Origin of the sequence: Desulfuromonas versatilis (genome assembly GCF_019704135.1) — a bacterium.
Lineage (GTDB): Bacteria > Desulfobacterota > Desulfuromonadia > Desulfuromonadales > NIT-T3 > Desulfuromonas_A > Desulfuromonas_A versatilis.
Window position 1 is genome coordinate 4,192,811 of record NZ_AP024355.1, and the last position, 25,740, is coordinate 4,218,550.

At 62.8% G+C, this 25,740-nt stretch carries 18 protein-coding genes; 12 read left to right on the forward strand and 6 right to left on the reverse strand.

Features of this window, described 5'->3' with window-relative positions; genetic code table 11:
• Nucleotides 1-7: 7 nt before the first annotated feature.
• From DESUT3_RS18945 to DESUT3_RS18970, 6 genes are all read left to right on the forward strand, one after another.
• The gene (locus DESUT3_RS18945) at nt 8-931 is read left to right on the forward strand and encodes a dihydrodipicolinate synthase family protein (protein WP_221250059.1); all 924 of its coding nucleotides are present in this window, start codon (nt 8-10) and stop codon (nt 929-931) included.
• Nucleotides 932-1,138: 207 nt separating this feature from the next.
• Entirely contained in the window at nt 1,139-1,924 is a 786-nt protein-coding gene (locus DESUT3_RS18950; RefSeq protein WP_221250060.1) for an SDR family oxidoreductase, read from the forward strand.
• 158 nt (nt 1,925-2,082) lie between these two features.
• The gene (locus DESUT3_RS18955) at nt 2,083-3,468 is read left to right on the forward strand and encodes a sodium:solute symporter family protein (RefSeq protein ID WP_225911565.1); all 1,386 of its coding nucleotides are present in this window, start codon (nt 2,083-2,085) and stop codon (nt 3,466-3,468) included.
• Nucleotides 3,469-3,702: 234 nt separating this feature from the next.
• Nucleotides 3,703-4,974: a nickel-dependent lactate racemase gene (larA, locus tag DESUT3_RS18960; protein ID WP_225911566.1), complete on the forward strand. Its 1,272-nt coding sequence runs from the start codon at nt 3,703-3,705 to the stop codon at nt 4,972-4,974.
• An 82-nt stretch (nt 4,975-5,056) separates the two neighbouring features.
• A complete protein-coding gene (locus tag DESUT3_RS18965) occupies nt 5,057-6,439 on the forward strand; it encodes an FAD-binding oxidoreductase (RefSeq protein ID WP_221250061.1) in 1,383 nt (460 codons plus the stop codon).
• A gap of 123 nt (nt 6,440-6,562) precedes the next feature.
• Nucleotides 6,563-7,816: a (Fe-S)-binding protein gene (locus tag DESUT3_RS18970; RefSeq protein WP_221250062.1), complete on the forward strand. Its 1,254-nt coding sequence runs from the start codon at nt 6,563-6,565 to the stop codon at nt 7,814-7,816.
• Nucleotides 7,817-8,181: 365 nt separating this feature from the next.
• Here the strand turns inward: DESUT3_RS18970 and DESUT3_RS18975 are convergent, their stop codons facing one another.
• Nucleotides 8,182-8,928, reverse strand: coding sequence for a lytic transglycosylase domain-containing protein (locus DESUT3_RS18975; RefSeq protein WP_221250063.1), 747 nt, complete (start codon nt 8,926-8,928; stop codon nt 8,182-8,184).
• Between the two features lie 148 nt (nt 8,929-9,076).
• On the opposite strand from DESUT3_RS18975, the gene DESUT3_RS18980 reads away from it, so the two are divergent.
• Complete coding sequence (locus tag DESUT3_RS18980) at nt 9,077-9,397, forward strand: cytochrome c3 family protein (protein ID WP_221250064.1); 321 nt, start codon at nt 9,077-9,079, stop codon at nt 9,395-9,397.
• 156 nt (nt 9,398-9,553) lie between these two features.
• On the opposite strand, the gene moaA is transcribed toward DESUT3_RS18980, so the two are convergent.
• Nucleotides 9,554-10,534 carry a GTP 3',8-cyclase MoaA gene (gene moaA / locus DESUT3_RS18985; RefSeq protein ID WP_221250065.1) on the reverse strand — a complete coding sequence of 327 codons (981 nt, stop codon included), beginning with the start codon at nt 10,532-10,534 and terminating at the stop codon, nt 9,554-9,556.
• Between the two features lie 223 nt (nt 10,535-10,757).
• Nucleotides 10,758-11,828, reverse strand: a complete 1,071-nt coding sequence (locus DESUT3_RS18990) for a type IV pilus twitching motility protein PilT (protein ID WP_221250066.1) — start codon at nt 11,826-11,828, stop codon at nt 10,758-10,760.
• Between the two features lie 514 nt (nt 11,829-12,342).
• Here DESUT3_RS18990 and DESUT3_RS18995 point away from each other — a divergent pair.
• Nucleotides 12,343-13,320, forward strand: a complete 978-nt coding sequence (locus tag DESUT3_RS18995) for a thiamine biosynthesis protein (RefSeq protein ID WP_221250067.1) — start codon at nt 12,343-12,345, stop codon at nt 13,318-13,320.
• 215 nt (nt 13,321-13,535) lie between these two features.
• Here the strand turns inward: DESUT3_RS18995 and DESUT3_RS19000 are convergent, their stop codons facing one another.
• The 3 genes from DESUT3_RS19000 to DESUT3_RS19010 all read right to left on the reverse strand — a co-directional run bounded on the left by DESUT3_RS19000 (nt 13,536) and on the right by DESUT3_RS19010 (nt 19,463).
• Nucleotides 13,536-15,410, reverse strand: a complete 1,875-nt coding sequence (locus tag DESUT3_RS19000) for a S8 family serine peptidase (RefSeq protein ID WP_221250068.1) — start codon at nt 15,408-15,410, stop codon at nt 13,536-13,538.
• Between the two features lie 243 nt (nt 15,411-15,653).
• Entirely contained in the window at nt 15,654-18,911 is a 3,258-nt protein-coding gene (locus DESUT3_RS19005; protein ID WP_221250069.1) for a S8 family serine peptidase, read from the reverse strand.
• A 99-nt stretch (nt 18,912-19,010) separates the two neighbouring features.
• Nucleotides 19,011-19,463, reverse strand: a complete 453-nt coding sequence (locus DESUT3_RS19010; RefSeq protein ID WP_221250070.1) for a hypothetical protein — start codon at nt 19,461-19,463, stop codon at nt 19,011-19,013.
• A gap of 273 nt (nt 19,464-19,736) precedes the next feature.
• Between DESUT3_RS19010 and DESUT3_RS19015 the strand changes: the two genes are divergently transcribed.
• From DESUT3_RS19015 to DESUT3_RS19030, 4 genes are all read left to right on the forward strand, one after another.
• Complete coding sequence (locus DESUT3_RS19015) at nt 19,737-21,731, forward strand: phage tail protein (protein WP_221250071.1); 1,995 nt, start codon at nt 19,737-19,739, stop codon at nt 21,729-21,731.
• Between the two features lie 594 nt (nt 21,732-22,325).
• Complete coding sequence (wecB, locus tag DESUT3_RS19020; RefSeq protein WP_221250072.1) at nt 22,326-23,453, forward strand: non-hydrolyzing UDP-N-acetylglucosamine 2-epimerase; 1,128 nt, start codon at nt 22,326-22,328, stop codon at nt 23,451-23,453.
• A 128-nt stretch (nt 23,454-23,581) separates the two neighbouring features.
• Nucleotides 23,582-24,832, forward strand: a complete 1,251-nt coding sequence (gene wecC, locus DESUT3_RS19025) for a UDP-N-acetyl-D-mannosamine dehydrogenase (RefSeq protein ID WP_221250073.1) — start codon at nt 23,582-23,584, stop codon at nt 24,830-24,832.
• Between the two features lie 56 nt (nt 24,833-24,888).
• Nucleotides 24,889-25,737 (forward strand): class I SAM-dependent methyltransferase, encoded by an 849-nt coding sequence (locus DESUT3_RS19030; protein WP_221250074.1) that lies wholly within the window; start codon nt 24,889-24,891, stop codon nt 25,735-25,737.
• The last annotated feature ends 3 nt before the right edge of the window (nt 25,738-25,740 follow it).

Sequence of the window (25,740 nt, forward strand, 5' to 3'; positions counted from 1 at the left end):
CACCTTCATGACCAAGACCACCAGATTCACCGGGGTGTTCCCGATCCTCGCCACCCCCTTCGATGACAACGAAAACCTCGACCTCGACTCCTTCGCCCGGCTGATCCGCTTCATGGCGCGCCTGGGGGTAAACGGGGTCACCATCCTCGGCGTGCTCGGCGAGGCCAACCGCATGACCGACGCCGAGCGCCAGGCGGCCATCGAAACCGCCGTGGCCGCCGCCGACGGGCGCCTGCCGGTGGTGGTCGGCGCCAGCCATCGCGGCACCCGGGCGGCGCTGGAGCTGAGCCGCATGGCCGAGCGCCTGGGCGCCGACGCGGTAATGCTGACCCCGGCCCAGGAGCCGGTCCCCAGCGAGGAGCGGATCTTCGAATACTTCGCCCGGGTGGCCGACGGGATGGAGCTGCCCATCGTGGTCCAGGACCACCCGGCCTCCACCGGGGTGCACATGGCGGCGCCGCTGCTGGTGAGGCTGGCCCGGGAGATCCCCCGGGTGGCCTGTTTCAAGGAGGAGGCGGTGCCGACGGCGCCGAAGATCCGCGCCCTGATCGAAGGGCTGGGAGAGCGCCGGGTGCCGATCCTCACCGGGCTCGGCGCCCTCTACGGGATCTTCGACCTGCAGGCCGGCAGCGACGGGTTCATGACCGGCTTCGCCTTCCCCGAGGTGCTGCAGGCCATGGTGCGCGCCATGGCCGGGGGCCGGCCCGAGCAGGCCGACCAGCTCTACCGGCGCTTTCTGCCGCTGATCGTCTTCGAGCAGCAGCCCGGCGTCGCGGTGCGCAAGGAGATCCTGCGCCGGCGCGGCCTGATCGCCGGGGGCAAGGTGCGCCACCCCGGCGGAGGGCTCAACCCCCATGCAGCCGCCCAGCTCGACCAACTGCTGCAGCAGCTGCTGCCGGGGGTGGATCTCGGCGCCCCGCTGCAGCTTTGAGCTTGGGAGCAAACCTTTAACCCCGAACCAAGCATTTGGCCACGGATCAAATCTGATTAAGTCTGATCTTCAAAGAAAAAAAGAACCCAGACCAAAAAACCAAACGATTAACCCCTGAAGAAAGCCCATGTCTTTGATTTATCAGATTTTATCCGAACCTATCCGTGGCTATAATACGTTTTTAGGCTTAATGTCTTAGGGGGGAAAATGGACCTCAACCTGCAAGGCAAGGTCGCCCTGGTGGCGGCCTCGAGCAAGGGGCTCGGCAAAGCGGTCGCCACCCAATTGGCGGCCGAGGGGTGTCACGTCATGCTCACCGGGCGCGACCGGCAGGCCCTGAGCAGCGCCGCCCGGGAAATCTCCGCCCTCGCCCCCGGCAGGGTCGAGTCCCACTGCGCGGACCTGGCCGTCGCCGGGGATATCTGCCACCTGGTCCAGGTGACCCGGGCCACCCTGGGCAAGATCGACATTCTGGTCAACAACTCGGGCGGCCCGCCGGCGGGGGAATTCGTCCAGCTTTCCGACGATCAATGGCAGAGCGCCTTCGAGGCGACGCTGCTGAACTACATCCGCATGATCCGCAAGGTGCTCCCCGACCTCAAGCAGAGCGGCGGGCGCATCATCAATATCGCCTCCTCCTCCATCCGCCAGCCGATCCCCGGGCTGATCCTCTCCAACACCTTCCGCCTGGGGATCCTGGGGCTGGGCAAGACCCTGGCCGAGGAGCTTGCCCCCTACAACATCCTGGTCAACACCGTCGCCCCGGGGCGCATCGCCACCGACCGCACCGCCGAGCTCGACCGCGGCCGGGCCGAGCGACTCGGCGTCCCCGTCGAACAGGTCGAAGCCGAGTCGCGGGGGCGCATCCCCCTGGGGCGCTACGGCACCCCGGAGGAGTTCGCCAGGGTGGTGGCTTTTCTGGCCTCGGAGGCCAGCTCCTATGTCACCGGCAGCGCGCTGCTGGTCGACGGCGGCATGGTTCGGGCGATTTGAGGGGCCGTGACTCGTGACTCGTGACTGGTGATTCGTTAACTGCGAAGCCAAGGGAGGTTTTTCTTGGTCCAGGTTTTTCTCCTGGATTCTGGAGTCTGACTCCTGGATACTTGCCGCTGGTGATGCCGCTCGACTAACCACTCCGACAGGGACCTGCCGTGGCGCACGACCTCCTCTTTCTCTCCACCTTTGTCGTTACCCTGGGGGCGATGGCCCTGTTCGCCGTGGCCGGCCGGGCCCGCTCGGCCGACGATTTCTCCGTCGCCGGCCGCCAGGCGGGCAGCTGGAACGTGGCCGGCGCCATCATGGGGACCCTGGTCGGCGGCGCCTCGACCATCGGCACCGTGCAGCTGGCCTTCCTCTTCGGCCTCTCGGCCTGGTGGTTCACCCTCGGCGCCGGCATCGCCTGCCTGCTGCTGGCCCTGTTCCTGGCCGTCCCCCTGCGCGAGGGGGAGGTCGAAACCGTCCCCCAGTTCATCAGCCGCTATCACGGCAGCCGGGCCCGGGTCGGGGCCAGCCTGTTTTCGGCGCTCGGCATGTTCATCCACATCGTCGCCCAGCTGCTGGCCTGCTCGGCCCTGCTGGCCAGCCTCTTCGGGCTCTCGCGGCTCAGCGCCTCGCTGATCTCCGCCCTGCTGGTGGCGCTGGTGGCCCTGGGCGGAGGGATGCGCAGCGCCGGGCCGCTGGGCCTGCTCAAGCTGCTGCTGCTCTACGCCACCATGGCCGGGGCCGGCTGGATCGCCTTCGCCGAGGCCGGCGGCTGGTCGGGTCTGAGCGCGGCCTTCCCCGCCGAGCCCTGGTTCAGCCTCTTCGGCTACGGGGTGCGCGAGGGGGTTTCGGACCTGCTGTCGATGCTGGTGGGGGTGGTCTCCACCCAGATCTACCTGCAGGCGATCTTCAGCGCCAAAAGCGCGCGCGAAGCCCGCGGCGGCGCCCTGCTCAGCGCCGTGCTGATCCCGCCGCTGGGCCTGCTGGGGGTCGCGGTCGGCCTCTACATGCGCCTGCATCGGCCCGGGCTGGACAGCGCCCAGGCCCTGCCGGCGTTTCTGCTCGAGCAGCTCCCCGCCCCCCTGGCCGGCCCGGCCTTTGCCACCCTGCTGTTCGCCGCCGTGGGGACCGCGGCCGGGCTGGCCCTCGGCGTGGGCACCACCCTGCAGTCCGACGTGCTGGCCCGCTGGGTTCCGGGCCCGGAAAGGCGCCTGGCGTGGCTGCGCCTGACCACCCTGGGAGCGCTGCTGCTGGCCCTGGGGCTGCTGCTGTTCAACCTCGGGTCGGTGATCATGCAGTGGAGCTTTCTCTCCATGGGGCTGCGCGGCGCCACCATCTGCCTGCCGCTGCTGGCCGCGGTCTTTCTCCGGGAACGCACCTCGGCCCGCGGCGGGACGCTCTCCATCATCCTGGCGCCCTCGGCGGTGATCGCCGCCGGCCTTCTCCACTGGCAGACGGTTCCGCCGCTGTTTCTCGGCCTGGCGGTTTCCGCCCTGGCTTTGCTGGCAGGGCTGGCGGCGGACCGGTGGAGGCCCGCCCGGACCCGCGGCAGCTGAAGCGCGGCGGCTTGCGTTTGCCCGGCAAAATCCGTATGATTTCTAGACTTGGAAAAAAACCTCTGGCCACGGATCAAATCTGATCAAATCTGATTTAAAAGCCTTTTGGGGTTCGGATCGAAAGCCCTGAATGCCATCACTGTCAAAAGGCCATGCCTTTGATGTATCAGATTTTATCCGACCTTATCCGTGGCTAATTGCCGTTTTCTGGCCAAACAACCTGCGAGATCTGCCTTGTCCACCATCGAGCTCAAGTACGGTTCCCGCTCTTTCGCCTGCCCCGCTACCGACGCCAGGGTCCTGACCGCCGACGTCCCGCCGGCGGGGGACCCCGGGCCGCTGATCCGCGCCGCCCTCGACAAGCCTATCGGCAGCCCGCGCCTGGAGCAGATCGTCCGTCCCGGGGAGAAGGTGGTCATCGTCACCTCGGACATCACCCGCTACACCGGCAGCGAGATCTACCTGCCGATCCTCGTCGAGCGGCTGACTGCCGCCGGGGTGGCCGAGGCCGACATGGCGATCGTCGTCGCCCTGGGCATCCACCGCAAGCAGAGCGAAACCGAGCACCGCAAGATCCTCGGCCCACTGTACGGGCGCATCGCCGTGTTCGACCACGAGTGCGACAACCCCGCCGAGCTGGTCTACCTGGGCGATACCGAGGGCGGCATCCCGGTTTCGGTCAACAAGCGGGTCGCCGAGGCCGACCGGGTGATCGTCACCGGCACCGCCGGCTACCACTACTTCGCCGGTTTCGGCGGCGGCCGCAAGGGGCTGGTCCCCGGGGTGGCCTCGCGCGAGACCTGCATGGCGACCCACTTCGCCGTGTTCAACCCGCCGGAGATCGGCGGCAAGAGCGAGCAGGCCCGCCCCGGCATCCTCGACGGCAACCCCGTGCACGCCAACCTGCTGCAGGCGGCGCGCATGCTCGAACCCGATTTTCTGCTCAACACGGTGCTCTCGCCGCACAAGGAGATCCTCGGCGTCTACTGCGGCGAGCTGGAGCAGGCGCACCTGGCGGCCTGCTCCCAGGCCCGCGCCCTCTACACGGTACCGCTGGAAGAGCCCGCCGACCTGGCGGTCGTCTCCTGCGGCGGGGCGCCCAAGGACATCAACTTCATCCAGTCGCACAAGGCCCTCGATTACGGGGTGGGCGCCCTGCGCGACGGCGGGACGCTCATCTTGCTCGCCGCCTGCCCCGACGGCTTCGGCAACCCGACCTTCTTCGACTGGTTCCAGTACCAGGACCTCGACGAATTCGAGCAGGCCCTGCGCCAGCGCTACGAGATCAACGGCCAGACCGCCCACGCCACCCTCAGCAAGGCGCGCCGCTTCCGGGTGATCCTGGTCAGCGAACTGGGCGAGGTGGAAACTGCCCGCATGGGGATGGAAAAGGCCGCCGACCTTGACCAGGCCCTGGAAATGGCGTATGAAAAGCTGCCCCCCCGGCCGCGCACCGTGGTGATCCCGGATGGGGGCACTGTACTTCCCGTAATCCGTAATTCGTGATGCGTAAAGGGTAAAATCCTCTTTTCTATAGTCTTTGCCTTTAACCAATCACCTATTACCCATTACCTATTACGAGGATTAAATGCTCGAACCCCGCATCATAAAAGCCCTCGAAGAGATCGTCGGCGACAAGAACGTCTCCACCGAAAAGGCCGACCTGATCTGCTACAGCTACGACGCCACCCAACAAAAATTCCTCCCCGGCGTGGTGGTCCACCCCGGCTCCACCGAGGAGATCAGCCGGATCATGCAGCTGGCCAACGCCGAGCGGATTCCGGTCTTCCCCCGCGGGGCGGGGAGCGGCTTCACCGGCGGCTCGCTGCCGACCAAGGGCGGCATTGTGCTGACCACCGAGCGCATGGACCAGATCCTCGAGATCGACCAGGAGAACCTGGTGGCGGTGGTCCAGCCCGGGGTGGTCACCGAGGCCTTCCAGCAGGCGGTGGAGAAGGTCGGGCTGTTCTACCCCCCCGACCCGGCCTCGCTCAAGTTCTCGACCCTCGGCGGCAACGTCGCCGAGTGCGCCGGCGGCCCGCGCTGCGTCAAGTACGGCGTGACCAAGGACTACATCCTCGGCCTCGAGGTGGTCACCCCCACCGGCGATGTGATCACCACCGGCGGCCCGACCATGAAGGGGGTGGTCGGCTACGACCTGACCAAGCTGATGTGCGGCTCGGAAGGGACCCTGGGGATCATCAGCCGCATCGTCATCAAGCTGCTGCCGCTGCCCGAGGCGAAAAAGACCATGCTGGTGCTCTTCGACTCCATCGACGGCGCCGCCCAGGCGGTCTCGGCGATCATCGCCCATAAGATCATTCCCACCACCCTCGAGTTCATGGACGGGCGCACCATCGACTGCGTGCGCCAGGCGACCAGCCTGCAGGTGCCCGAGGCGGCCCGCGCGGTGCTGATCATCGAGGTGGACGGCGACCGCGAGTTCCTCGACAAGCAGGCCAGGCGGATCGCCGAGATCATCGCGCCGCTGGGCGTGGTGGAGACGCGCATCGCCGAGACCCCCGCCGAGAGCGAGGCGCTCTGGCAGATTCGCCGCTCGGTCTCGGCCAGTCTGCGCAAGGTCAACCCCGACAAGTTCAACGAGGACATCTGCGTGCCGCGCTCCAAGGTGCCGGAGATGATCCGCCGGATCGACGCCATCGCCGAGAAGTACGCCATCCCCATCGTCAACTTCGGCCACGCCGGCGACGGCAACATCCACGTCAACATCATGATCGACAAGAAGGTCGAGGGCGAGCTGGAGAAGGCGGAGAAGGCCATCGAAGAGGTCTTCAAAGGGGCGCTGGCCCTAGGCGGCACCATGAGCGGCGAGCACGGCGTCGGCATCGCCAAGGCCCCCTACATCCCCCTGGAGATCACCGAGCAGAGCGCCGCCTACATGAAGGCGATCAAGAAGGCGCTCGACCCCAACAACATTCTCAATCCGGGGAAGATTTTCCTGGACAATTAAAGGAATTATCCACCACGAAGCACACGAAGGGCACGAAGAAAGGCTTTCAAGACCAAAGGCTTTGGTTTTTTGGACTTCAACCCTTCGTGTTCTTCGTGACTTCGTGGTGAGCTATAGGCCCTTATGAAAAAACTCGAAGACTACCGCGAAGAGATCGAACAGTGCGTCAAGTGCGGCGCCTGCCGGGCCCACTGCCCGGTGTTCGGCGCCGAGAAGCACGAGGGGCGGGTCGCCCGCGGCAAGGTGGCGCTGGCCCACGCGCTGCTCGAGGGGGAGGTCGACCTCGAGGCCAAGGTGCTCGAGGACTTCAGCCAGTGCCTGCTGTGCGGCAGCTGCTGCGCCCAGTGCCCGAACAAGGTGCCCACCGAGGAGATCGTCGCCGCGGCGCGCCGGCGCATCGCCGGCGAAAAGGGCCTCACCAGCTTCGGCAAGGGGGTGGCGGCGGTGCTGGGGCGGCCGAAGCTGATGAACGCCCTGGCCAAGACCGGCGGCGCCCTCTCTTCGCTGCTGTTCAAGAAACTGCCGGAGAACAGCGGGCTGCGCCTGCGCTTTCCGGCCCCCTACCTGGATGCCGAGCGCACCCTGCCGCCGATCGCCGCCAAGCCTTTCCGCGAGACCGTGCCGGAGCTGATCCCCGGCAGGGAGGGGATGCCGACGGTGGCCTTTTTCACCGGCTGCGGCATCAACTACATGTACCCGGCGGTGGGCGAGGCGTTTGTCAAGGCCCTCAGGTTCCTCGGGGTGACCGTGCTCATCCCCAAGGACCAGGCCTGCTGCGGCCTGCCGGCGGTCAGCGCCGGCGCCGAGCAGACCGTGGAGCAGCTCGCCGCGCAGAACCTCCAGGCCCTCACCCGGCAGAAGGCCGATTTCGTGGTCACCGCCTGCGCCTCCTGCAACGCCGGCGTCGGCAAGATCTACGCGGAGCTGGGCGAGGAATACGAGTCGCTGGCGAAAAAGACCAAGGACATCTTCGTCTTTCTCGCCGAGCACGGCCTGGTGGAAAAGCTGGCCGCCCTGCCCAAGGCGCAGCAGCGCAAAAAAGTCACCTACCACGACCCCTGCCACCTGCGCACCCGCGGCATCACCAAGGAACCGCGGCAGATCCTCGCCGCCCTGCCCCAGGTGGAGTTCGTCGAGATGGCCAACGCCGGTACCTGCTGCGGCCTGGGCGGCACCTACTCGGTCTACCACTACGAGACCAGCAAGCAGATCGGCGCCAAGAAGGCCGCCAGCATCGCCGACAGCGGCGCCGAGCTGGTCGCCACCGACTGCCCCGGCTGCATCATGCAGCTGCAGGACAGCGTCAACCACGCCCACGGCAAGGCCCGCGCGGTACACATCCTCGAACTGCTGGCCGAGGCGCTGCCGGAGGATTAGCAAAACACGCCAAGGGTTGGCTCTTGCCCCCCCCTTTGAACCCGCCGCAGCGAAGTGGAGGTTTCGGGAAACAGCCGTGAGCTTAAGCGAAGCGCATGTGAACGGCCCCGAAACATCTGCGTAGCGGAGGGCACCTGCGTCAGCAGGCGGGTTCAACGGGGGCGCCCTTTGGGATCCAACCCTTTGGGCGAGCAAAGGGTTGGGCGGCGTCGGGGGCCGCGTCCCCCGGGTCTTGCTTTTGATTTGAAGGTCCATTAAAAAGGGAGAGCCGAATTTGGCTCTCCCTTCGCATTTTCCCAGCCTAGGGTGGTTGGACCACGAACCTCACCAGTCACCAGTCACGGGTCACCAGTCACCGCCTTTTCCTACCCCTGGTACTCCTCGTAAAACCTCTTCACCTTCACCAGGTAATCGCTGGTCTCCCGCGGCAGCACGTCAATCCCCTTGCGGTCCACGTTGCCCGGCCCCCAGTTGTAGGCGGCCAGGGCCCTGTCGAGATCACCGTCGTACTTGTCGAGCATCTGCCGGAGGTAGCGCGTCCCCCCCATGACGTTCTGCTCGGGGTCGAGGCTGTCGGTCACGCCCAGGTCCCTGGCGGTCCCCGGCATCAGCTGCATGAGCCCCTCGGCCCCCACCGGCGACACCGCCTCGGGGTCGAAGCTGCTCTCGGCCCGCACCACCGCCTTGACCAGGGCGGGGTCGACGCCGTAGCGCCCGGCGGCCCGCTCGATGATCCCCGCCACCGAGAAGGGGGCGGCCTTGTCGGGGTCCTCGGCCGAATTGACCGGCCCGGGCAGGGCACCGCTCCCCGGCTGCGGCACCAGCGGTGTGTCAATCTGCTGACTGTTGCCGTAGAGCCCGGAAAGCAGCGGCAGAGGGCTGGCCATACCGTCCAGCAGGCCCGGTCCGTCCTCGTCATAATCGACCAGCCCGCGCACCATCTGCAGTTGCGCCAGGCGGGCCACGGCGGCAGCCTGGCGCCCCGCATCCTGCCTCTGCACCGCGTCAAGCAGCCCGGCGAAGCCCCGGCTGTCCGAAGGCTCCGCCGACCGATCAGCCTTCTTCGTCGCCACCGGAGGGACCGCCTGCCCCGCAATCGGTTTGATCGTCATCACTGTTCCTTTTCCGAAAAAATCTCTGTCCCGGGAAAATGCAAATTCCGAACCGAGGCCGCGAGAAATTGCTTTTCAGACGCCGCACGCTATACTCTTCGGACGTTTTGTCCATTTTCTGCAGCAATTTTTCGAGGAGGTTCCAGCAATGAAGTTCAAGGCAGGCTTACTGGCACTGATCGGCACCCTGGTCATCAGCGGGGTGGTCCTGGCCGTCCCGCCGGGGCGGGTGCTCGAATTCAACGACAGCCCCCTGGGCAAGGTGGTCTTCGACGGCAAGGTCCACCAGGAGGCCGGGGCCAAGTGCAAGGAGTGCCACAACGACGAGATGTTCCCCAAGATGAAGCAGGGGACGGTCAAGGTCACCATGGCCGAGATCTATGCCGGCCGCCTCTGCGGCGTCTGCCACAACGGCAAACGCGCCTTCGGCACCGAGGGCAACTGCGCCCGCTGCCACATCAAGCCCTGATAACGCAAAAGGGGCGCGGTCCAAACCGCGCCCCTTTTGCGAAAATTATGTTCGAGCTTCGAAGTTGCAGCCAACTCCTCACTCCTCACTCCTCACTCCTCACTCCTCACTCCTCACTCCTCACTCCTCACTCCTCACTCCTCACGCCTCCAGGCCCTACCCCCCGATCCCCTGCATCTTGCGCCCTTCCTGCTTGAAGCCGGGATCATCCATGTGATGCCGCTCGGGCTTGACCCCCGCGGCGAACCGCAGCAGCTCCTCAAGCTCGGCATCGGCGCCGCTGCCGCGCAGCACCTGGCGCAGGTCGATCTCGTCGGAACAGAACAGGCAGGGGCGGATCTTGCCGTCGGCGGTCACCCGCAGGCGGTTGCAATCGCCGCAGAAATGGTTGGAAACCGCCGGGATCACCCCCAGCCGCCCCTTCCCCTCGGGGTAGCGGAACAGCTTGGCGGGGCCGGCCGGCCCCTGGCGGTGGATCGGCAGCAGCATGCCGAGCCGGGAGAGCTCCTCCATGATGGCCTGGGCGGGGAAACGGTTTTCGGGGGTGTAATCGAGCTCGCCGGCGACGGGCATGAATTCGATGAAGCGCACCTCCCAGCCGCGCTTGAGGGTCAGGCGGGCGAAATCGACGATCTCGTCGGCGTTCACCCCGCGGATCGGCACCATGTTGACCTTGAGGGGGGTGAGGCCCGCCGCCTCGGCGGCCTCGAGCCCGGCCAGCACCCGCTGCAGCCCTTCGCGGCGGGTGATGGCGACGAAGCGCTCCTCGCGCAGGGTGTCGAGGCTGACGTTGACCCGGTCGAGCCCGGCCTCCTTGAGCGGCCCGGCCAACTCCGCAAGCTGCAGGCCGTTGGTGGTCAGGGTGAGTTCGGGCCTGGACGGCAGCTCGGAGAGCTGGCGGATGAAGCCGACAATCCCCTTGCGCACCAGCGGCTCGCCGCCGGTCACCCGGATCTTGCGCACCCCGAGCCGCCCCGCCGCCGCCGCGACCCGCAGCAGCTCCTCGTAGGAGAGCACCTCGCCATGCTGCAGCGAGGGGACCCCCTCGTCGGGCATGCAGTAGCGGCAGCGCAGGTTGCAGCGGTCGGTGACCGACAGGCGCAGATAATCTATGGTTCGACCGAAGCTGTCTTTCAATGCGGCTCCTCGGGTTCCGGCAGGGAAATCCTCGCCGATGGCAGTTGAATTAATTTACCACCACTGCCCGCCCCGCGGCAAGCCCCGGGTCTCTTCTGATTCGTAACTTGAAATCCGTGACTCGTGATTCGTAATTCGTGACTCGTGATTCGTGACTCGCAACCAGTCACCAATCACGGCCTTTCCCGAGTCACGAGTCACGGTCCTTCCCGAGTCACGGCCCCTACGCCGCCTGCTTGTTGTTGAGAAACTGCTCGAAGGTGCGTTTCTCCACCGCGCAGCGGTGCGCCTCTTCCGGGGTGATCTTCTTCTCCTTGAGCAGTTCCATGATCCGCTGGTCCATCAGCTGCATCCCCTCGCCCTTGGCGGTCTGCATGATCGAGGGGATCTGGAAGGTCTTTCCCTCGCGGATCAGGTTGGCGATCGCTGAATTGCCGATCAGGATCTCGTGGGCGGCGATGCGCCCTTTGCCGTCGGCGGTCTTCATCAGCTGCTGGCAGATGACCCCCTTGAGGCTTTCGCCGAGCATGGTGCGCACCTGCTCCTGGGCGTCCTTGGGGAAGACGTCGATGATCCGGTCGACGGTCTTCGGGGCCGAGTTGGTGTGCAGGGTGCCGTAGACGAGGTGGCCGGTCTCGGCGGCGCTCATCGCCAGGGAGATGGTCTCGAGGTCGCGCATCTCGCCGACCAGGATGACGTCGGGGTCCTCGCGCAGCGCCGCCTTGAGGGCACTGGCGAAGGATAGAGTGTGCTGGCCGACCTGGCGCTGGTTGAGCAGGCTCATCTTGTTCTCGTGGATGAACTCCAGCGGATCCTCGAGGGTCAGGATGTGCTCCTTGCGGGTCGAGTTGATCAGGTCGATCATCGCCGCCAGGGTCGTCGACTTGCCGCTGCCGGTGGGCCCGGTGACCAGCACCAGCCCCTTTTTCAGCCGGGTCAGCTTGCGGATCCCTTCGGAGAGGCCGAGTTCGTCGGCCGAGAGGATCTTGCTCGGGATCATCCGGAACACCGCCGCGATGCCGCGGTGAGTCTGCAGCATGTTGCCGCGGAAACGGGCCAGCCCGGGGATGGCGTAGGCGAAGTCCAGGTCGCTGGTCTGGTCGAACTCGGCGCGCTGTTCCTGGTCGAGCATCTCGAACAGCAGGGCCTTGGCCTGCTCGTTGCTGAGCGGCGGGTAGTTGAGCGGTTGCATCTCCCCGTGCAGGCGGAAGATGGGCGGAGCGCCGCTGGAGATGTGCAGGTCGCTGGCGCCCTGCTGCTTCATCATCTTGAAAAGAGCATCGATCTTGGCCATAAAGAGAGCTCCTGCGAGGGATGTGTGGAACGCAGCAGAATGATGCAAGAAGAGGGCCCAGCCCTGGCCGGGCCTGCGGTAGACGCTGGAGCCTGTTGGAATTTCAGGAGACTTTTGTTTTGCGACGGTGAGCGCGACCCCGTCCCGCAACAGAAGGGGCCCTGTTATTTGACAGACCGCCGGGCAAAGCCCAATTTGCGGAGAGGAATACGCACCACCCGCTCGCCAGGCTCGCTGAAGGACACGAAAATCACGAAGAAGAGTCAAAACCCTTTGAGATCTCTATTCTTTTCTTCGTGCTCTTCGTGAACTTCGTGGTAAACAAAGTGGCCAACTGCCACGAACAAAGATTCGACGGATCAGTCCCATCCGTCCAATCGGTCGGAGCCGACGCGGCCCGAGGCTTTACAGCCCCTCAGCTGTTTCCCGCCAAAACCGGATTGAGTCGAACGCAGCCTTTATGCTAGGCTATTTAATTGTTCGTTCAGCAAGTAAAGATTTTCGGAGGTCAATAATGAGTAAAGCACTGGGGCTTCTCTCGGGCGGACTGGACAGCAGCCTGGCGGCCCTTACCCTCAAGCGCCAGGGGGTCGATGTCACCTGCATCTCCTTCGTCACCCCCTTCTTCGGTTCGAAAAAGGCCGAAAAAGCCGCCGCCCAGATGGACATCCCGCTGATCGTCAGCGACATCGGCGACATCCACCTGGAGATGGTCAAGAACCCGCGCTACGGCTACGGCAAGAACATGAACCCCTGCATCGACTGCCACGCCATGATGTTTCGCCTCGCTGGCGAGATCATGGCCAGCGAAGGGTTCGATTTTCTCTTCTCCGGCGAGGTGCTCGGCCAGCGGCCGATGAGCCAGAACCTGACCGCCCTGAAGACGGTGGCCAAGTACTCGGGGCACCCCGAGCGCATCCTGCGCCCGCTCTCGGCCCGGCTGCTCCCCATCACCCCCATGGAGGAGCAGGGGCTGGTCGACCGGGAACAACTGCTCGACATCCAGGGGCGCTCCCGGCGCCGCCAGGAGGCCCTGGCCAGAGAATGGGGCCTGGAGGAGTACCCCTCCTCGGGGGGCGGCTGCCTGCTGACCGAAAAATCCTTCTCCGGGCGGCTGCGCGATCTCTTCGAGCACCAGCCCGAGGCCACCGTCACCGACGTGCAGATCCTCAAGGTCGGCCGCCAGTTCCGCCTCTCCGATCACGCCAAGCTGGCCCTGGGGCGCAACCAGAGCGACAACGAGGCGATCAAGAACCTGGCCCGCCCGGGGGACACCCTGCTGCGCGCCGCCAACTTCTCCGGCCCCGCCGGGCTGATCAGCGGCACCCCCGATGCGGCCGACCTGGCCACCGCCGGCGCCATCCTCGCCTCCTACGGCAAGGGGCAGAACGAACCGCAGGTGGAGATCCTGCTGCAGCAGGGCGAGCGGGAATGGACCATCAGCGTCGCCCCCATGGACCGCGACCAGGTCGCGCGGCTGATCGTCGAGTAACCCGTCCAATCCACTCCTCACCCACGAAAACGCCCCCGGCTCGACAGCCGGGGGCGTTTTGTGTTGAGTCCCAAAGATAAACTCCCAAAACCTCAATCAGCCACGGATAAGATCGGATAAAATCTGATAAATCGAACAAAGCCATGAAAATCCGAATTGATCAGATTGGATCCGTGGCTAAATCCCCTTCTCAGATTTTAGATTCCCCCCGCCGATCAAAGCGTGGTGAACTCCTGCACCGCGCTCTCCGTGACGCCGCCGCGGTCGTCCTCCGCGATCACCTTCCAGAAGTAGGTGGTCGCCGGCTGCAGGCCGCTGACGGTGGCGCTGGTCTCGGTCACCTGCGGCGCCGGCGCCGCGCCTCCTCCGCCGCCACCCCCGCCGCCGCAGGACACCAACAGCAGGGCCGCCGCGGCAAGCGCCAGCGGCAGTCGGCGCCGCCGGGACACGCCCCCCAGGCCCAGCAGAAGCAGCCCCGCCCCACCCAGTCCGGCAAGCAGCACGGCCGGGCCGCCGCCCGTCGACTGGGCCACAATGCTGTCGGTAAACTCGGGGTTGTCGGCGACCAGCAGGCGGAAGCTGACAGTGTCGCCGTCCGGATCGGTACTGTCCTCCCAGCGGAAGGTCACGCTGGTCCCCAGATCCGCCTGGTCGGCAGCCGGGAAGACCAGGGCCGGCGCCACGGGCGGAAGGTTGGCGAGGATCGACTGGTAGGCGGCCAGGCCGTTGACCAGCCCTGCCCCGTAGGCGTTGTCCGGCCCGATGGGGCCGCGGTCGGCGGCGGTGCGAACCAGGGTCGCTTCGAGCCCGCTCAGCGCAACCGCGGGGAACCCCTGCTGCAGCAGGGCCATGATCCCCGCCACATGGGGCGCCGAGAAGGAGGTCCCGGTGGCCAGCACGAAGCCCAGGTCCGCCGGCAGGCCGCTGGTCAGGATCTGGCGGCCGGGGGCCACCAACTCGGGGAAGATGCTCCCGTCGCAGGCCGAGGGTCCGCGGGCGCTGCTGGGCAGGATGGTGCCCGCCGAAGCGATCGTGTCCACCGCCCCCACCGCGAAGGCCTCGGGATAGTTGCCCGGGCTGATGCTGGTGGCGTTTGCCGGGCCGGTGTTGCCGGCGGCGAAGACCACCGGGATGCCTGCCGCGCGCAGGGCCTGCAGATCCGGGTGGAAGTTGGCGTTCAGGTTGGGATCGGGGTTGGCGCCGTCGATGCAGCTGCCGGCCGGGTCCTCGAAGCCCCAGGAGTTGTTCACCACGTCCGGCGCGTCGTCGGTGTCGGGGTTCCCGTCGGGGTCGAGCATCCACTGGAACCCCTGGTGAATGCCGCTCAGCGGCGCGAAACCGGCGTCGTTGAAGATCTTCACCGCGATCCAGCGGGCATCCGGGGCCACCCCGATGGAGGTCCCGCCGGCGTTGCCGCCGACCAGCACCCCGGCTACCGCGGTGCCGTGCCCCTCCTGGTCGAAGGGTGTGGCGTGCTCGCCGTTGGGGTCAAGCCAGCTGTTGCTCCCGCCCCGCCAGCGTCCGACCAGGTCCGGGTGGCTGGCATCCACCCCCGTATCCATGAGCCCGATCACCATCCCCGTCCCCGTCAGGCCCAGGTTCCACAGTTCGGGGACGCCCACGGCGTGCAGGTTGTCCTCGATCCCGTTGGTGGCGCTGGGGACCGCCCGCGGGGCCTCGATCAGCGCGTCCAGCTTGACGCTCTCCACCCCCGGAAAGGCGGCCAGTTCGGCAACCATCTCCCGGGGCACCTCGAGGGCCAGCCCGTTGATCACCCACAGGGGCTTGACCTCCCCGCTCACCCTGCCTCGCAAATAGTCCCGCAGGGCCCTCTGCGACCCCTCGGCCCGGGCCTTGAGGGCCCTGACCACCTCCGCCCGCCGATGCTTTTTCTCCCGGCCCTGATACCGGGCCAGCTCCGCCCGCTCGGAAAAGGTCACGATCACCGGGATGTTATCCGCCGGCGCCGCCGCGGCCAGCTCGCCCTGCAGCTCGGGGGTAACGACCCCGGCCCGGGTTTCCGGAACCCCCAGCAATCCCAGCAGCGAAACGACCACAAACAGCAACCAGCCACGTTGTATGGGTATCATAGGTCAGCCCCCTCTGATTTGCCTGATGCCCGCATCCCGGCTCCCCGGTAGCGGGCTGAAGACAGTCACTTGACTGGTTTCAAGTTTAACCCAAAAAGGGAAAAAGGTCCCGTGCATCTAAACGTGGATCATGAATGGCTGCGGGTAGGTAGGGGTTTGAAACTGTTGTTGGTGATGGACTTCGAATTAAAATTTTGTGGAAAGAACATGCCTAGGCAGACTCTTGGGAAACCCAAATCATTCTCAGGGGCTGATGGTGAACGGGTCATTCGAGACGTCATTCGCCAGCCACGCGCCACCGGCATCGTAGGCCGTCACCCGGACCAGACAGTTGGCTGAGTCGGCCGCGGGGAGCGTCCACGCGAAACTGGTCCCCGGGACACTGGCAATCGGGCTCCAGCTCACCCCGCCATTGGTGGAATAGCGCACGAGATAATTCGCCGCCCCCGCATGGGCTGCCCATTGGATGGTGTAGGTCGCCCCCCCGGTCAGGGTTTCTCCGCCATTCGGCGATCCCACCGCAAGAGCCGACGGAGGCGTGCCGGGAAGAATAGTGAAAGGCCCGTCAGACACGTCATTGGCCAACCACGCGCCACCTGCATTGTAGCCAGTCACCCGAACCAGGCAGTTGTTCGAGTCAGTCGCGGGAACCGTCCACTCGAAGCTCGTCCCTACGACACTGGCAATCGGGTTCCAGCTCGCTCCGCCATTGGTGGAATAGCGCACAAGATAATTCGCCGCCCCCGCATGGGCTGCCCATTGGATGGTGTGGGTGGTCCCGCCGGTCAGGGCCTCTCCGCCATTCGGCGATACCACCGCAAGAACCGACGGAGACGTTCCGGGCAAAAGGGTAAAGGCTCCGTCCGAAACGTCATTGGCCAGCCACGCGCCACCGGCATCGTAGGCCGTCACCCGGACCAGACAGTTGGCCGAGTCGGCCGCGGGGACCATCCACGCAAAACTGGTCCCCGTGATACTGGCAATCGCGTTCCAGTTCGCCCCGCCGTTGGTGGAATAGCGCACGAGATAATTCGCCGCCCCCGCATGGGCTGCCCATTGGATGGTGTGGGTGGTCCCGCCGGTCAGGGCCTCTCCGCCATTCGGCGATACCACCGCAAGAACCGACGGAGACGTTCCGGGCAAAAGGGTAAAGGCTCCGTCCGAAACGTCATTGGCCAGCCACGCGCCACCGGCATCGTAGGCCGTCACCCGGACCAGACAGTTGGCCGAGTCGGCCGCGGGGACCATCCACGCAAAACTGGTCCCCGTGATACTGGCAATCGCGTTCCAGTTCGCCCCGCCGTTGGTGGAATAGCGCACGAGATAATTCGCCGCCCCCGCATGGGCTGCCCATTGGAGGGTGTGGGTGGTCCCGCCCGTCAGGGACTCACTACCGTTCGGCGATACCACCGCCAGAACCGACGGAGGCGTTCCGGGCAAAATGGTGAAGGACCCGTCGGACTCGTCATTGGCCAGCCACGCGCCACCGGCACCGTAGGCTGTCACCCGGACCAAGCAGTTGGCCGAGTCGGCCGCGGGGACCGTCCAAAGATGGTTATTGGCAGTCAATCCAGTAACGATCAAGGTCCAACTTGAACCATCGTCAATGGAATAGCTCAAATCATAGCTCATAGCCTCTTCAACCGCGGACCACTCCACCGCATAGCTGCTGCCCACCGCCAGAATCTCCCCGCCATTGGGCGCCAGCACTTTCAGCCGGGATGCGGAAACCGCAAAGGCAACCACCGGTTCATCGGGGTCGTTGGAGGGGATATCAAAGGTGTCGGAAAAAATTCCGCCTCCGACCGCTGCGATCCGCACCTGGAAGGTGCAGTCACCTCCCGCAGGGATGGTCTGGTTGGAGCAGGTATCGGTCCCCGCCTCGAGGGAAAAGGGCGGCGCCAGGGGGTCCGCCTGGGCGATCGGCCCCACCTCGAGGGGAACCCCGTCGGTGTTGGCGAGGGTCACCGTCTCCACCCGCGAATCCCCGTCCGGCACGTGGCCGAAGGGGAGCTGACGGTCGTCGGCCGGGGCCAGAGAGTCACTGACCACCAGGTTGGGGGTGGTGGCGACCACCAACGCCTGGTGAGCGGCCAGGGCATCCACCAGGCCGTAACCGTAGGTATTGTCCGGGCCCGCGGGGTCTTGCGGGTTGAGCCCGTCGAGCGCGGTCTGCTGCAGGACCCCCTGCAAATCCGCCACGGGAAAATCGGGAAATGCCTGCAGCAGAAGCGCCATCACCCCCGCCATGTGGGGCGAGGCGAAGGAGGTGCCGCTGGCCCTCACCATGTCGGCCTGGGCAACCCCGTCGATTACCAACGGCAGCCCGGTGGTCAGGATCTGCTCGCCCGGGGCGACGATTTCCGGGAAAATGGTCCCGTCACAGGCGGATGGGCCGCGTGCGCTCTGGGACACGATGTCGATGGGGGAGGCAAAGAAGGTGTCGACCATTCCCACCCCGAACGCCTCGGGGTAGTTGGCCGGACTGACACTGGTCGCAGGGTTGGGGCCGGTGTTGCCGGCGGCAAAGACCACCGCGATCCCGGCGGCCTGCAGGGCCTGGATGTCCGGGTGGAAGTCGGCGTTCAGATCGGGGTCGGGATGGGCCTGGTCGATGCACGAGCCGGCTTCCATTTCGAACCCCCAGGAATTGTTGACTACATCCGGGGCATCGTCGGTGGCCGGGTTGCCGTCCGGGTCGAGAAACCATTGAAACCCCAGGTGGATGGCGCTGAGCGGGGCGTTCCCGGCGTCGTTGAAGGCCTTCACCGCGATCCACTGGGCCTCGGGAGCCACCCCGAAGGCCACGCCGTTGTGCTGGCCGCCCACGACCACCCCTGTTACCGCGGTACCGTGGCCGGCAACATCGGCGGGAGAGTTCGGGTGCTGGCCGTGGGGATCGTACCAGCTGTTGGTGCCGCCCCGCCACTTGGCGGCCAGATAAGGATGGCGCACATCCACCCCGGTGTCCATGATCCCCACCACCATGCCCTGGCCGGCAATCCCCAGATCCCAGAGAGCGGGGGCGTTGATCGCGGCCAGGTTGTCCTCGACTCCGCCAAGGGCCTGCGGGGCCAAGGTGGGCGCGGGGATCTGCGCATCCAGCGTGACACTCGCCACCCCGGGCCAGGCGGCCAGGGCGGCGATCTCCTCGGGGGTGGCCCGCAGGGCAAGGCCGTTGATCGCCCAGAGGTCCTTGATCCCCTGCTTCCTGAGCCCCTTCAGATAGGCCCGCAGGGCTTTCTGCGAGTTTTTCGCCTTGTCCTTCAGGACCGTCACTACACCGGAGCGCCGATCTTTTTTGCCGAGGGTCTTGAATGCCCTGAGATCGGCCTTGTCGGACAAGGTGACAATGACGGGAATCTGCTCCCCCGGGGAGGCGAACTCCATGGCATTCTGGAGATCGGAACTGGTGACGCCGGCGAGAAGGGGTGTAGAGAAGAGCAGTACCAGGAATATCGCGATAAAGGACAGCCTGAAGCCGTTGGCGGTATGATGCATCCCCCCCCCTTTGATTGCCCAGCCTGAGTGCCGCCACCCGAGTCGAAAAATGACCCAAAAGCGCCGGCCCAAGGTATGGGTCAGGATTGAACCTGGTACCTACTCTACCACAAGATCCCTGATCTGGTGATCCCCTACCACAATTGTCACCTTGTCGCCCCGCTTGACGTACTTGCCCGGGTTGGCGAAGAAAATAAAGTAGGACTTGCCGGCGACCGGCTTGTTCGTGGTCTGGCGCAGCGGGCCAACCTTGCCGGCATTGGGCACCAGGAATTTAGCGCCCGAATTTTGATGGATGAGGTAGGGGATATCCTTGCGACTGAAGAGGATTTCCGCCTTTATCGGGTCGATGGCCCGCCAACGGAAGTCGAGCATGTTCCCCGCCGCGGTCCAGCGCATGCCGATGACCTCAAGGCCGAGGTCCTCCTCCACCCTGATCCCTTCATTTTTCGCGCCCAGAGAAGCATCCGTCGATTCGGTCAAGGCATCCTTGTTTCCTGCACATCCGACCAGCAAACTCAACAACAAGACCCCGTAAATCAAAATCCTCATGCATCCTCCTGCTTTAGTTCATCAACAAGGGCTCTCCCGCCCCGGTTACAGACGCGTTTCATTTTAACGGCTATGGGAGGGAATTCAAACCGCCAATGAGTCATCCCCTAAAAGCTGGAAAGGTAGGGTTTGCCTACCGGTGATTACGGGAATCACCCCATAGTATGAGATTTCGAAACTGTTAACATAAAACAACATTTTCTCCCGCCAATTCGCATTAATCGAGCAAATGCATCCCAGAAAGATATTATCTGCCAACCAATGGAGGGACCTATGCACTTGAAGACAGTCTGGAAAAAAAGTCATGCGTTATTTTGGTCAATCCTGCTGCTCCTGCTCCTGACCGGGACAGGCCCGGCCTTCGCGGCCTTGAAGGATTTCGGGCCCATTAACCCTGACAACGGCTATCCGGTCTGGTACCGGGATTTCAGCAGCAACGTCTCGGCCGCGGAGATAAACTTCTTCCAGGGGCTGCCGTTACAGCTGTGTGACTCCAAGGCTCTCTCCCCCTCGCCTGCCGGCGGCTTCATGTGCAACCTGCTTCCGGAAGACAGCGATCCGGCTGCCGGGGTCCCCGGTTTTGTCCCCGAAAACCCCACAGTATTCCCCGCAGACCCCTTCGCGGACCCACCAGTTGGCAACTTCCCCGGTGAATCCTTCTGGTGGTCTGCGGATGCCCTTTTCACCAGCGGCGGCATCGATGCCTCGCTTACCCTCGGGCTCGAAGCGGCCTTTGCCGGCACCCCGCTGGTCAACGGAACCCAGATCAGCTTCGGCCGGGTAAGGATTCGCATCGACACCCCCATTGCCGGGGATTATCGGGTAACCCATCCCTACGGCGTGCAGGTCTTCCGAAATGTCCCTGCAGGCACCAGGACCATTAACTTTACCGATGATATTGGCATCGGTGGCCAGGGCGATTTCAGCGGGGCCTTGGCCAGCGCCATCGGTCCGTTCCTGAGGTGGGACACCGAGTTCCCGGTGGTCGTGGGCCTGCCGCCCAACGAAGAATACTTCGTTGGCGATCCCAACGTCGAACATACCGTCACCGGCAGCCCTTTCGGAACCAACTTCTTCAGGGTCGAGCGCATCGACCCCGGCAATAACGATGCGGTCCTGCAGGCGGAGCAGACCGACCTGTTCAGCATCACGGGCAAGATTTACACCACCCCCATTTCCTCAGCATTGAAGGTGGAACGCGCCAGCTACTCGCGCGACAATACCCAGGCCCTGATTGCCGTATTCGCCTCGGCCAGCGTGGATTCTAATGTCCCCGGAACCCCCTCTTCCCTGGAAGTCTCGGGCGCCAATCTGCCCACCACGACCATGACGACCGACGGGGCAGGAAACTTTTTTTCCCACCTGCTTACCCCACCCAACTCACTGCCCGGCACGCTTTTCGTCACCAACACCTCCGACAATCCGCCAACCGTTGTAGAGGTATCCCTTGTCGACGAAGTGGCCATTACCGAGGCCAGCTACGACCCCACCACCGAAGCCCTTACCGTTAAAGCGACATCGAGCGACCAGCTTGTCCTTCCTATGCTTACCACAAGCTTTGGAGATCTTACCGGAGGCCAAGCTTCATTTACCAACGTGCTCGCCCCCCCGGCCAAGGTCACAGTAAGTTCTTCGGCTGGTGGGGACGATTCGGAGATGGTGACGGTCAGCATTATCCCCCCCGAAATATTGGCCGTTGTCAGCCCGAATGGGAATGAAACCTTAACTGGAGGGGATGTGTTCCAGGTACAATGGTCTTCCCATGCTGGAGCCACCCGATATCTGGTGCGTTACTCAATCAACGGCGGGGCGAGTTGGCTTCCGATAGCAAACGTTGAAGGGACCAGTTTTGATTGGACGGTTCCATCGGCCGACTCGGCCAACTGCCTGATCCGGGTAACCGCCTACGATGCCGGTGGTGCGTGGCTGGCTAACGATGTATCGGATAACCCGTTCACCATTGCGCCGGGAACACCCCCCTCCGTGCTGGCGGTTGTCTCACCGAACGGCAACGAAGCCCTTACTTCAGGGGCCACACATCTTATCCAATGGTCCGCCCCGGCAGGTGCCGCAAGTTACCTTTTGCGCTACTCGGTCAACGGAGGAGCGAACTGGCTCCCCATCGTCAGCACAACGGGAACCAGTTACCTTTGGACCGTGCCTGCCGCGAATTCGTCGAACTGCCTGCTAAGGATCACCGCCTATGATGCTGGGGGTTCCTGGCTTGCCAACGATGTTTCCAATGCTCCTTTTGGCATCACACCATAATTGTCCGGCATGCGGAAAATAGAGGTGGGGCCCCTCGCAAGGGGCTAACTCTACTGGCAAATCGAGCTCCCCTCCGGCACCGCTGGAGGGGAGTATTTTTTTCTGGGAGCCACCCCGTGTTGCGTCCTAAAGATCTTAATTCGGCAGGGGGCAGGCTTTATGTCCATAGGGTGGAAAAAATTGGACCATGGGAGGATTATTGACAATTCCAAAACCAAGGGGATGAAAGGCGTTGATGAAATATTTGCTTTCACTTAACCCCGATCCCGGTTTTTACAGGGTGCCCGGAGAAACCTAAGGCATCCCGATCTCCATCAAACCTCCATGCGGAGAGCAGTATAGAAAAAAATGCTCCCTAGATTGGACATGGGGTGATTTTTATGTAAAAAATGTTGTTTGCGTGCATATCACGCTTCGCCCAGAATCCCGGTAGCGATTACCAATTTATCAGGTCTCGCTTAAGGCAATTAATAAAACAGGCCATCCTGTCGATCCAGAAGAATCTGAAATTACTCGGCGTCTCCTCTACATGCAAGTCTTGCAGGCATTGGTCTCCCAGGACCGGGTCCATTTTGTGAAAAAAGGCTTTGCCCCTTGAGAAAAAAAATCCTTTCCGTATTCGGCACCCGCCCGGAAGCCATAAAGATGGCTCCAATCGTCAAGGCCCTGGCAGCGAATTCCGATTGTTTCCAAAGCAGAGTATGTGTTACTGCCCAACATCGGCAGATGCTCGACCAGGTGCTCAACCTGTTCGAGATTCGTCCCGAGTACGACCTGGATATCATGAAACCCGGGCAAAGTCTCACCGAGATCACTTGCCGTGTCCTGCAGGGACTTACGCCAGTCCTCGAGGACTTCAAGCCTGATGTCGTGCTGGTCCATGGGGACACCACCACAACCATGGCAGGGAGTTTGGCAGCGTTTTACCGAAAAATACCTGTCGGCCATGTCGAGGCGGGCCTGCGCACGGGAAATATCTATTCCCCTTGGCCCGAAGAAATGAACCGGCGCCTGGCCGGCGCAATTACCAGATACCATTTTGCCCCAACTGCGCGTGCCCGCCAGAACCTCCTGGACGAAGGGGTCGCCAGTCAGTCCATCATGGTCACCGGCAACACGGTGATCGACGCCCTGCTCGACGCTGTCCGAATGGTGCAAAGCAACAACTACCTGCAGCGACAAATGGATGAGCGTTTTGCATTTCTCGATTCAACCAAACGCATGGTACTGGTCACCGGCCACCGCAGGGAAAACTTCGGTGAAGGTTTCGAGCAGATCTGCAGTGCTCTCAAAGAGATCGCGAAAAAGCACGATGACGTGGAGATCCTTTACCCGGTTCACATGAACCCCCAGGTTCAGGGGCCAGTAAAACGCATTCTGGGTAAGGTTCCCAGGGTTCACCTGATTGAACCTCAGGGATATCTGCCGTTTGTCTACCTGATGAATCGATCCCACCTGATCATCACCGATTCCGGCGGTGTCCAGGAGGAGGCTCCCTCCCTGGGCAAACCGGTGCTCGTAATGCGCGAGACAACTGAACGACCGGAGGCCGTCTCAGCGGGAACAGTGAAACTGGTGGGCACGACGGCTGAAAGAATCCGTACAGAAGCATCCTTGCTTCTGGGAGACATCCACGCATACCAGGCCATGTCGCTAGCCCACAACCCCTATGGCGATGGAAAGGCGGCGGCTCGCATAGTCAATGCACTTAAACAAGCTTAGTTGCTGAAAATTGGCCCGCGCCCCGACTGAATCAGCCTTGTTGCCCATTGGAACAGGTCTGCCATGAGGGTTTCCCCAGATCCAAACCGTCTGCATAACATTTTGAAATTGATGAAACCAGGGCATCCATGAAACCAGCAGCAAAAAAAATCGTCGTTATGGGCTTAGGGTATATCGGTTTGCCAACAGCCTCGGTTCTGGCAACCAAGGGCTACCAGGTTCTTGGCGTCGACATAAAAAGAAACGCTGTCGACACAATCAATGAGGGGAAGATTCACATCGTCGAACCAGACCTCGACCTACTGGTCAAATCTGCGGTAAACAGCGGTAATCTCAGGGCATCGCTTGAGCCCGAGGAGGCTGACGTCTTCATCCTCGCTGTCCCCACCCCCTTCAAGAAGCAGGATGGCGAAGACACCAGGGTCCCGGATATCAGTTACGTCGAGGCCGCCACCCGGAAAATTTGTCCCGTTCTAAAAGGGGGGGACCTGGTTATCCTCGAGTCCACCTCGCCTGTTGGAACTACGAAACGGATCGCGGAAATTATCAAGGAGCTTCGCCCTGAATTGTTCGACTCCCCCCTGCCCCCCCCACACGACTCGCCAGTTCATGTGGCCCACTGCCCGGAACGCGTCCTACCTGGCCACATCCTTCGCGAACTGGTGGATAACGACCGGGTCATTGGGGGGATCGACATAACCTCAGCTGAAAAAGCTCGAGATCTCTACAAAACCTTCTGCAATGGGCAGATATTCCTGACTACCAGTTGCACAGCTGAAATGACCAAGTTGGTGGAAAACTCCTACCGCGATGTCAATATCGCCTTCGCCAATGAGCTTTCCCTTATCTGCGACAAGCTGGGGGTAAATGTCTGGGAGCTTATCGAGCTCGCCAACAAGCACCCAAGGGTGAATATCCTGAGACCGGGACCTGGAGTTGGAGGGCACTGCATTGCCGTCGATCCCTGGTTCATTGTCGACGCCGCCCCTGACCAGGCCAGAATCATCCGTGTCGCCAGGCAAGTGAACGACACCAAGCCGCACTGGGTGATCGCGCGGGTCAAGGCCAAAGCGGCACGGTTTCGGGACCCGGTCATCGGTTGCCTTGGACTGGCTTTCAAAGCTAATATAGACGATCTCCGCGAGTCTCCCGCATTGGAAATCACCCGAGCCTTGATCGCCGACAAGGTGGGCCGGGTGATGGCTTGCGAGCCCAACAGCAACGGAGAGTTCACTGAATTTCCCCTTTACGACCTTGGCCGGGTGATTGCCGAATCGGATATTCTTGTGGTCCTTGTGGACCATGACGAGTTCAAAATGATTGATCGGGAGGGGCTAAAGGAAAAGGTTGTGATTGACACCCGAGGAATCTGGAGATAACGATAAGATAATTTCCGTTATTAAATTATCCTTTAGCCAAAGCGGGACGCTCGGAAATGGCCACCAATACTACAAATCAAATTGACGATTATTTCTCCCAGCCGGAGGTATGGGAAAACAATTACAAAAACAATGAAATTGAGGCTCAACGGATAAGGGATACGATATCGGCAATACCAGTTGACACAAAAAGCATTTTGGATGCCGGATGTGGTAATGGCCTTTTCCTGAACAGCCTATCGGAAATCGACAAAAATCGCTTTAAAAGGCTTGTTGGCATTGACTCATCTTCGGCCGCACTAGAGCAGGTCAAGGTTGAAAAGTTGCAATCCGGCTTATCGCACATGCCATTTAATGGACGTGAATTCGACTTGGTGACATGCCTCGAAGTGCTTGAGCATCTAAGCACCAATGATTACAAAATGGCCCTATCCGAAATCGATCGGATAAGCAATAAATATATAATCATCACCGTTCCCAATAGGGAGTCTTTAATTCAGGGCCTGGCGATCTGCCCCAAATGCCACTGTTGCTTTAATCCCTGGCACCATGTCCGAACTTTCGATAAGGACAACCTATCTAAACTCTTTGAGAACTTTGAAATGAGGGAATGCATGGGGATTGGCCCCAAGGTGAAGAAAATAAAACTGCATCCGATCATAAAGGGGATCTTCCTCTTTGGCTTTCGCCCCGCCCCCCCCAACTACACCGTATGCCCGCAGTGTCTTTATAAAAAAACGCCGCAGGGGCAGGCCCAGACACCATCCCAGAAACAGAACTCCATAAACCCGCAGGGCTGGGCAAAAAAAACCATAAATTTTATTGCGCCAAAGGAGGAGAAGCCTAAATGGCTTCTTGCAATATATTCGAGGCGCCCATGCGATGAGGGGCTGCCTTCCGGGTGACTT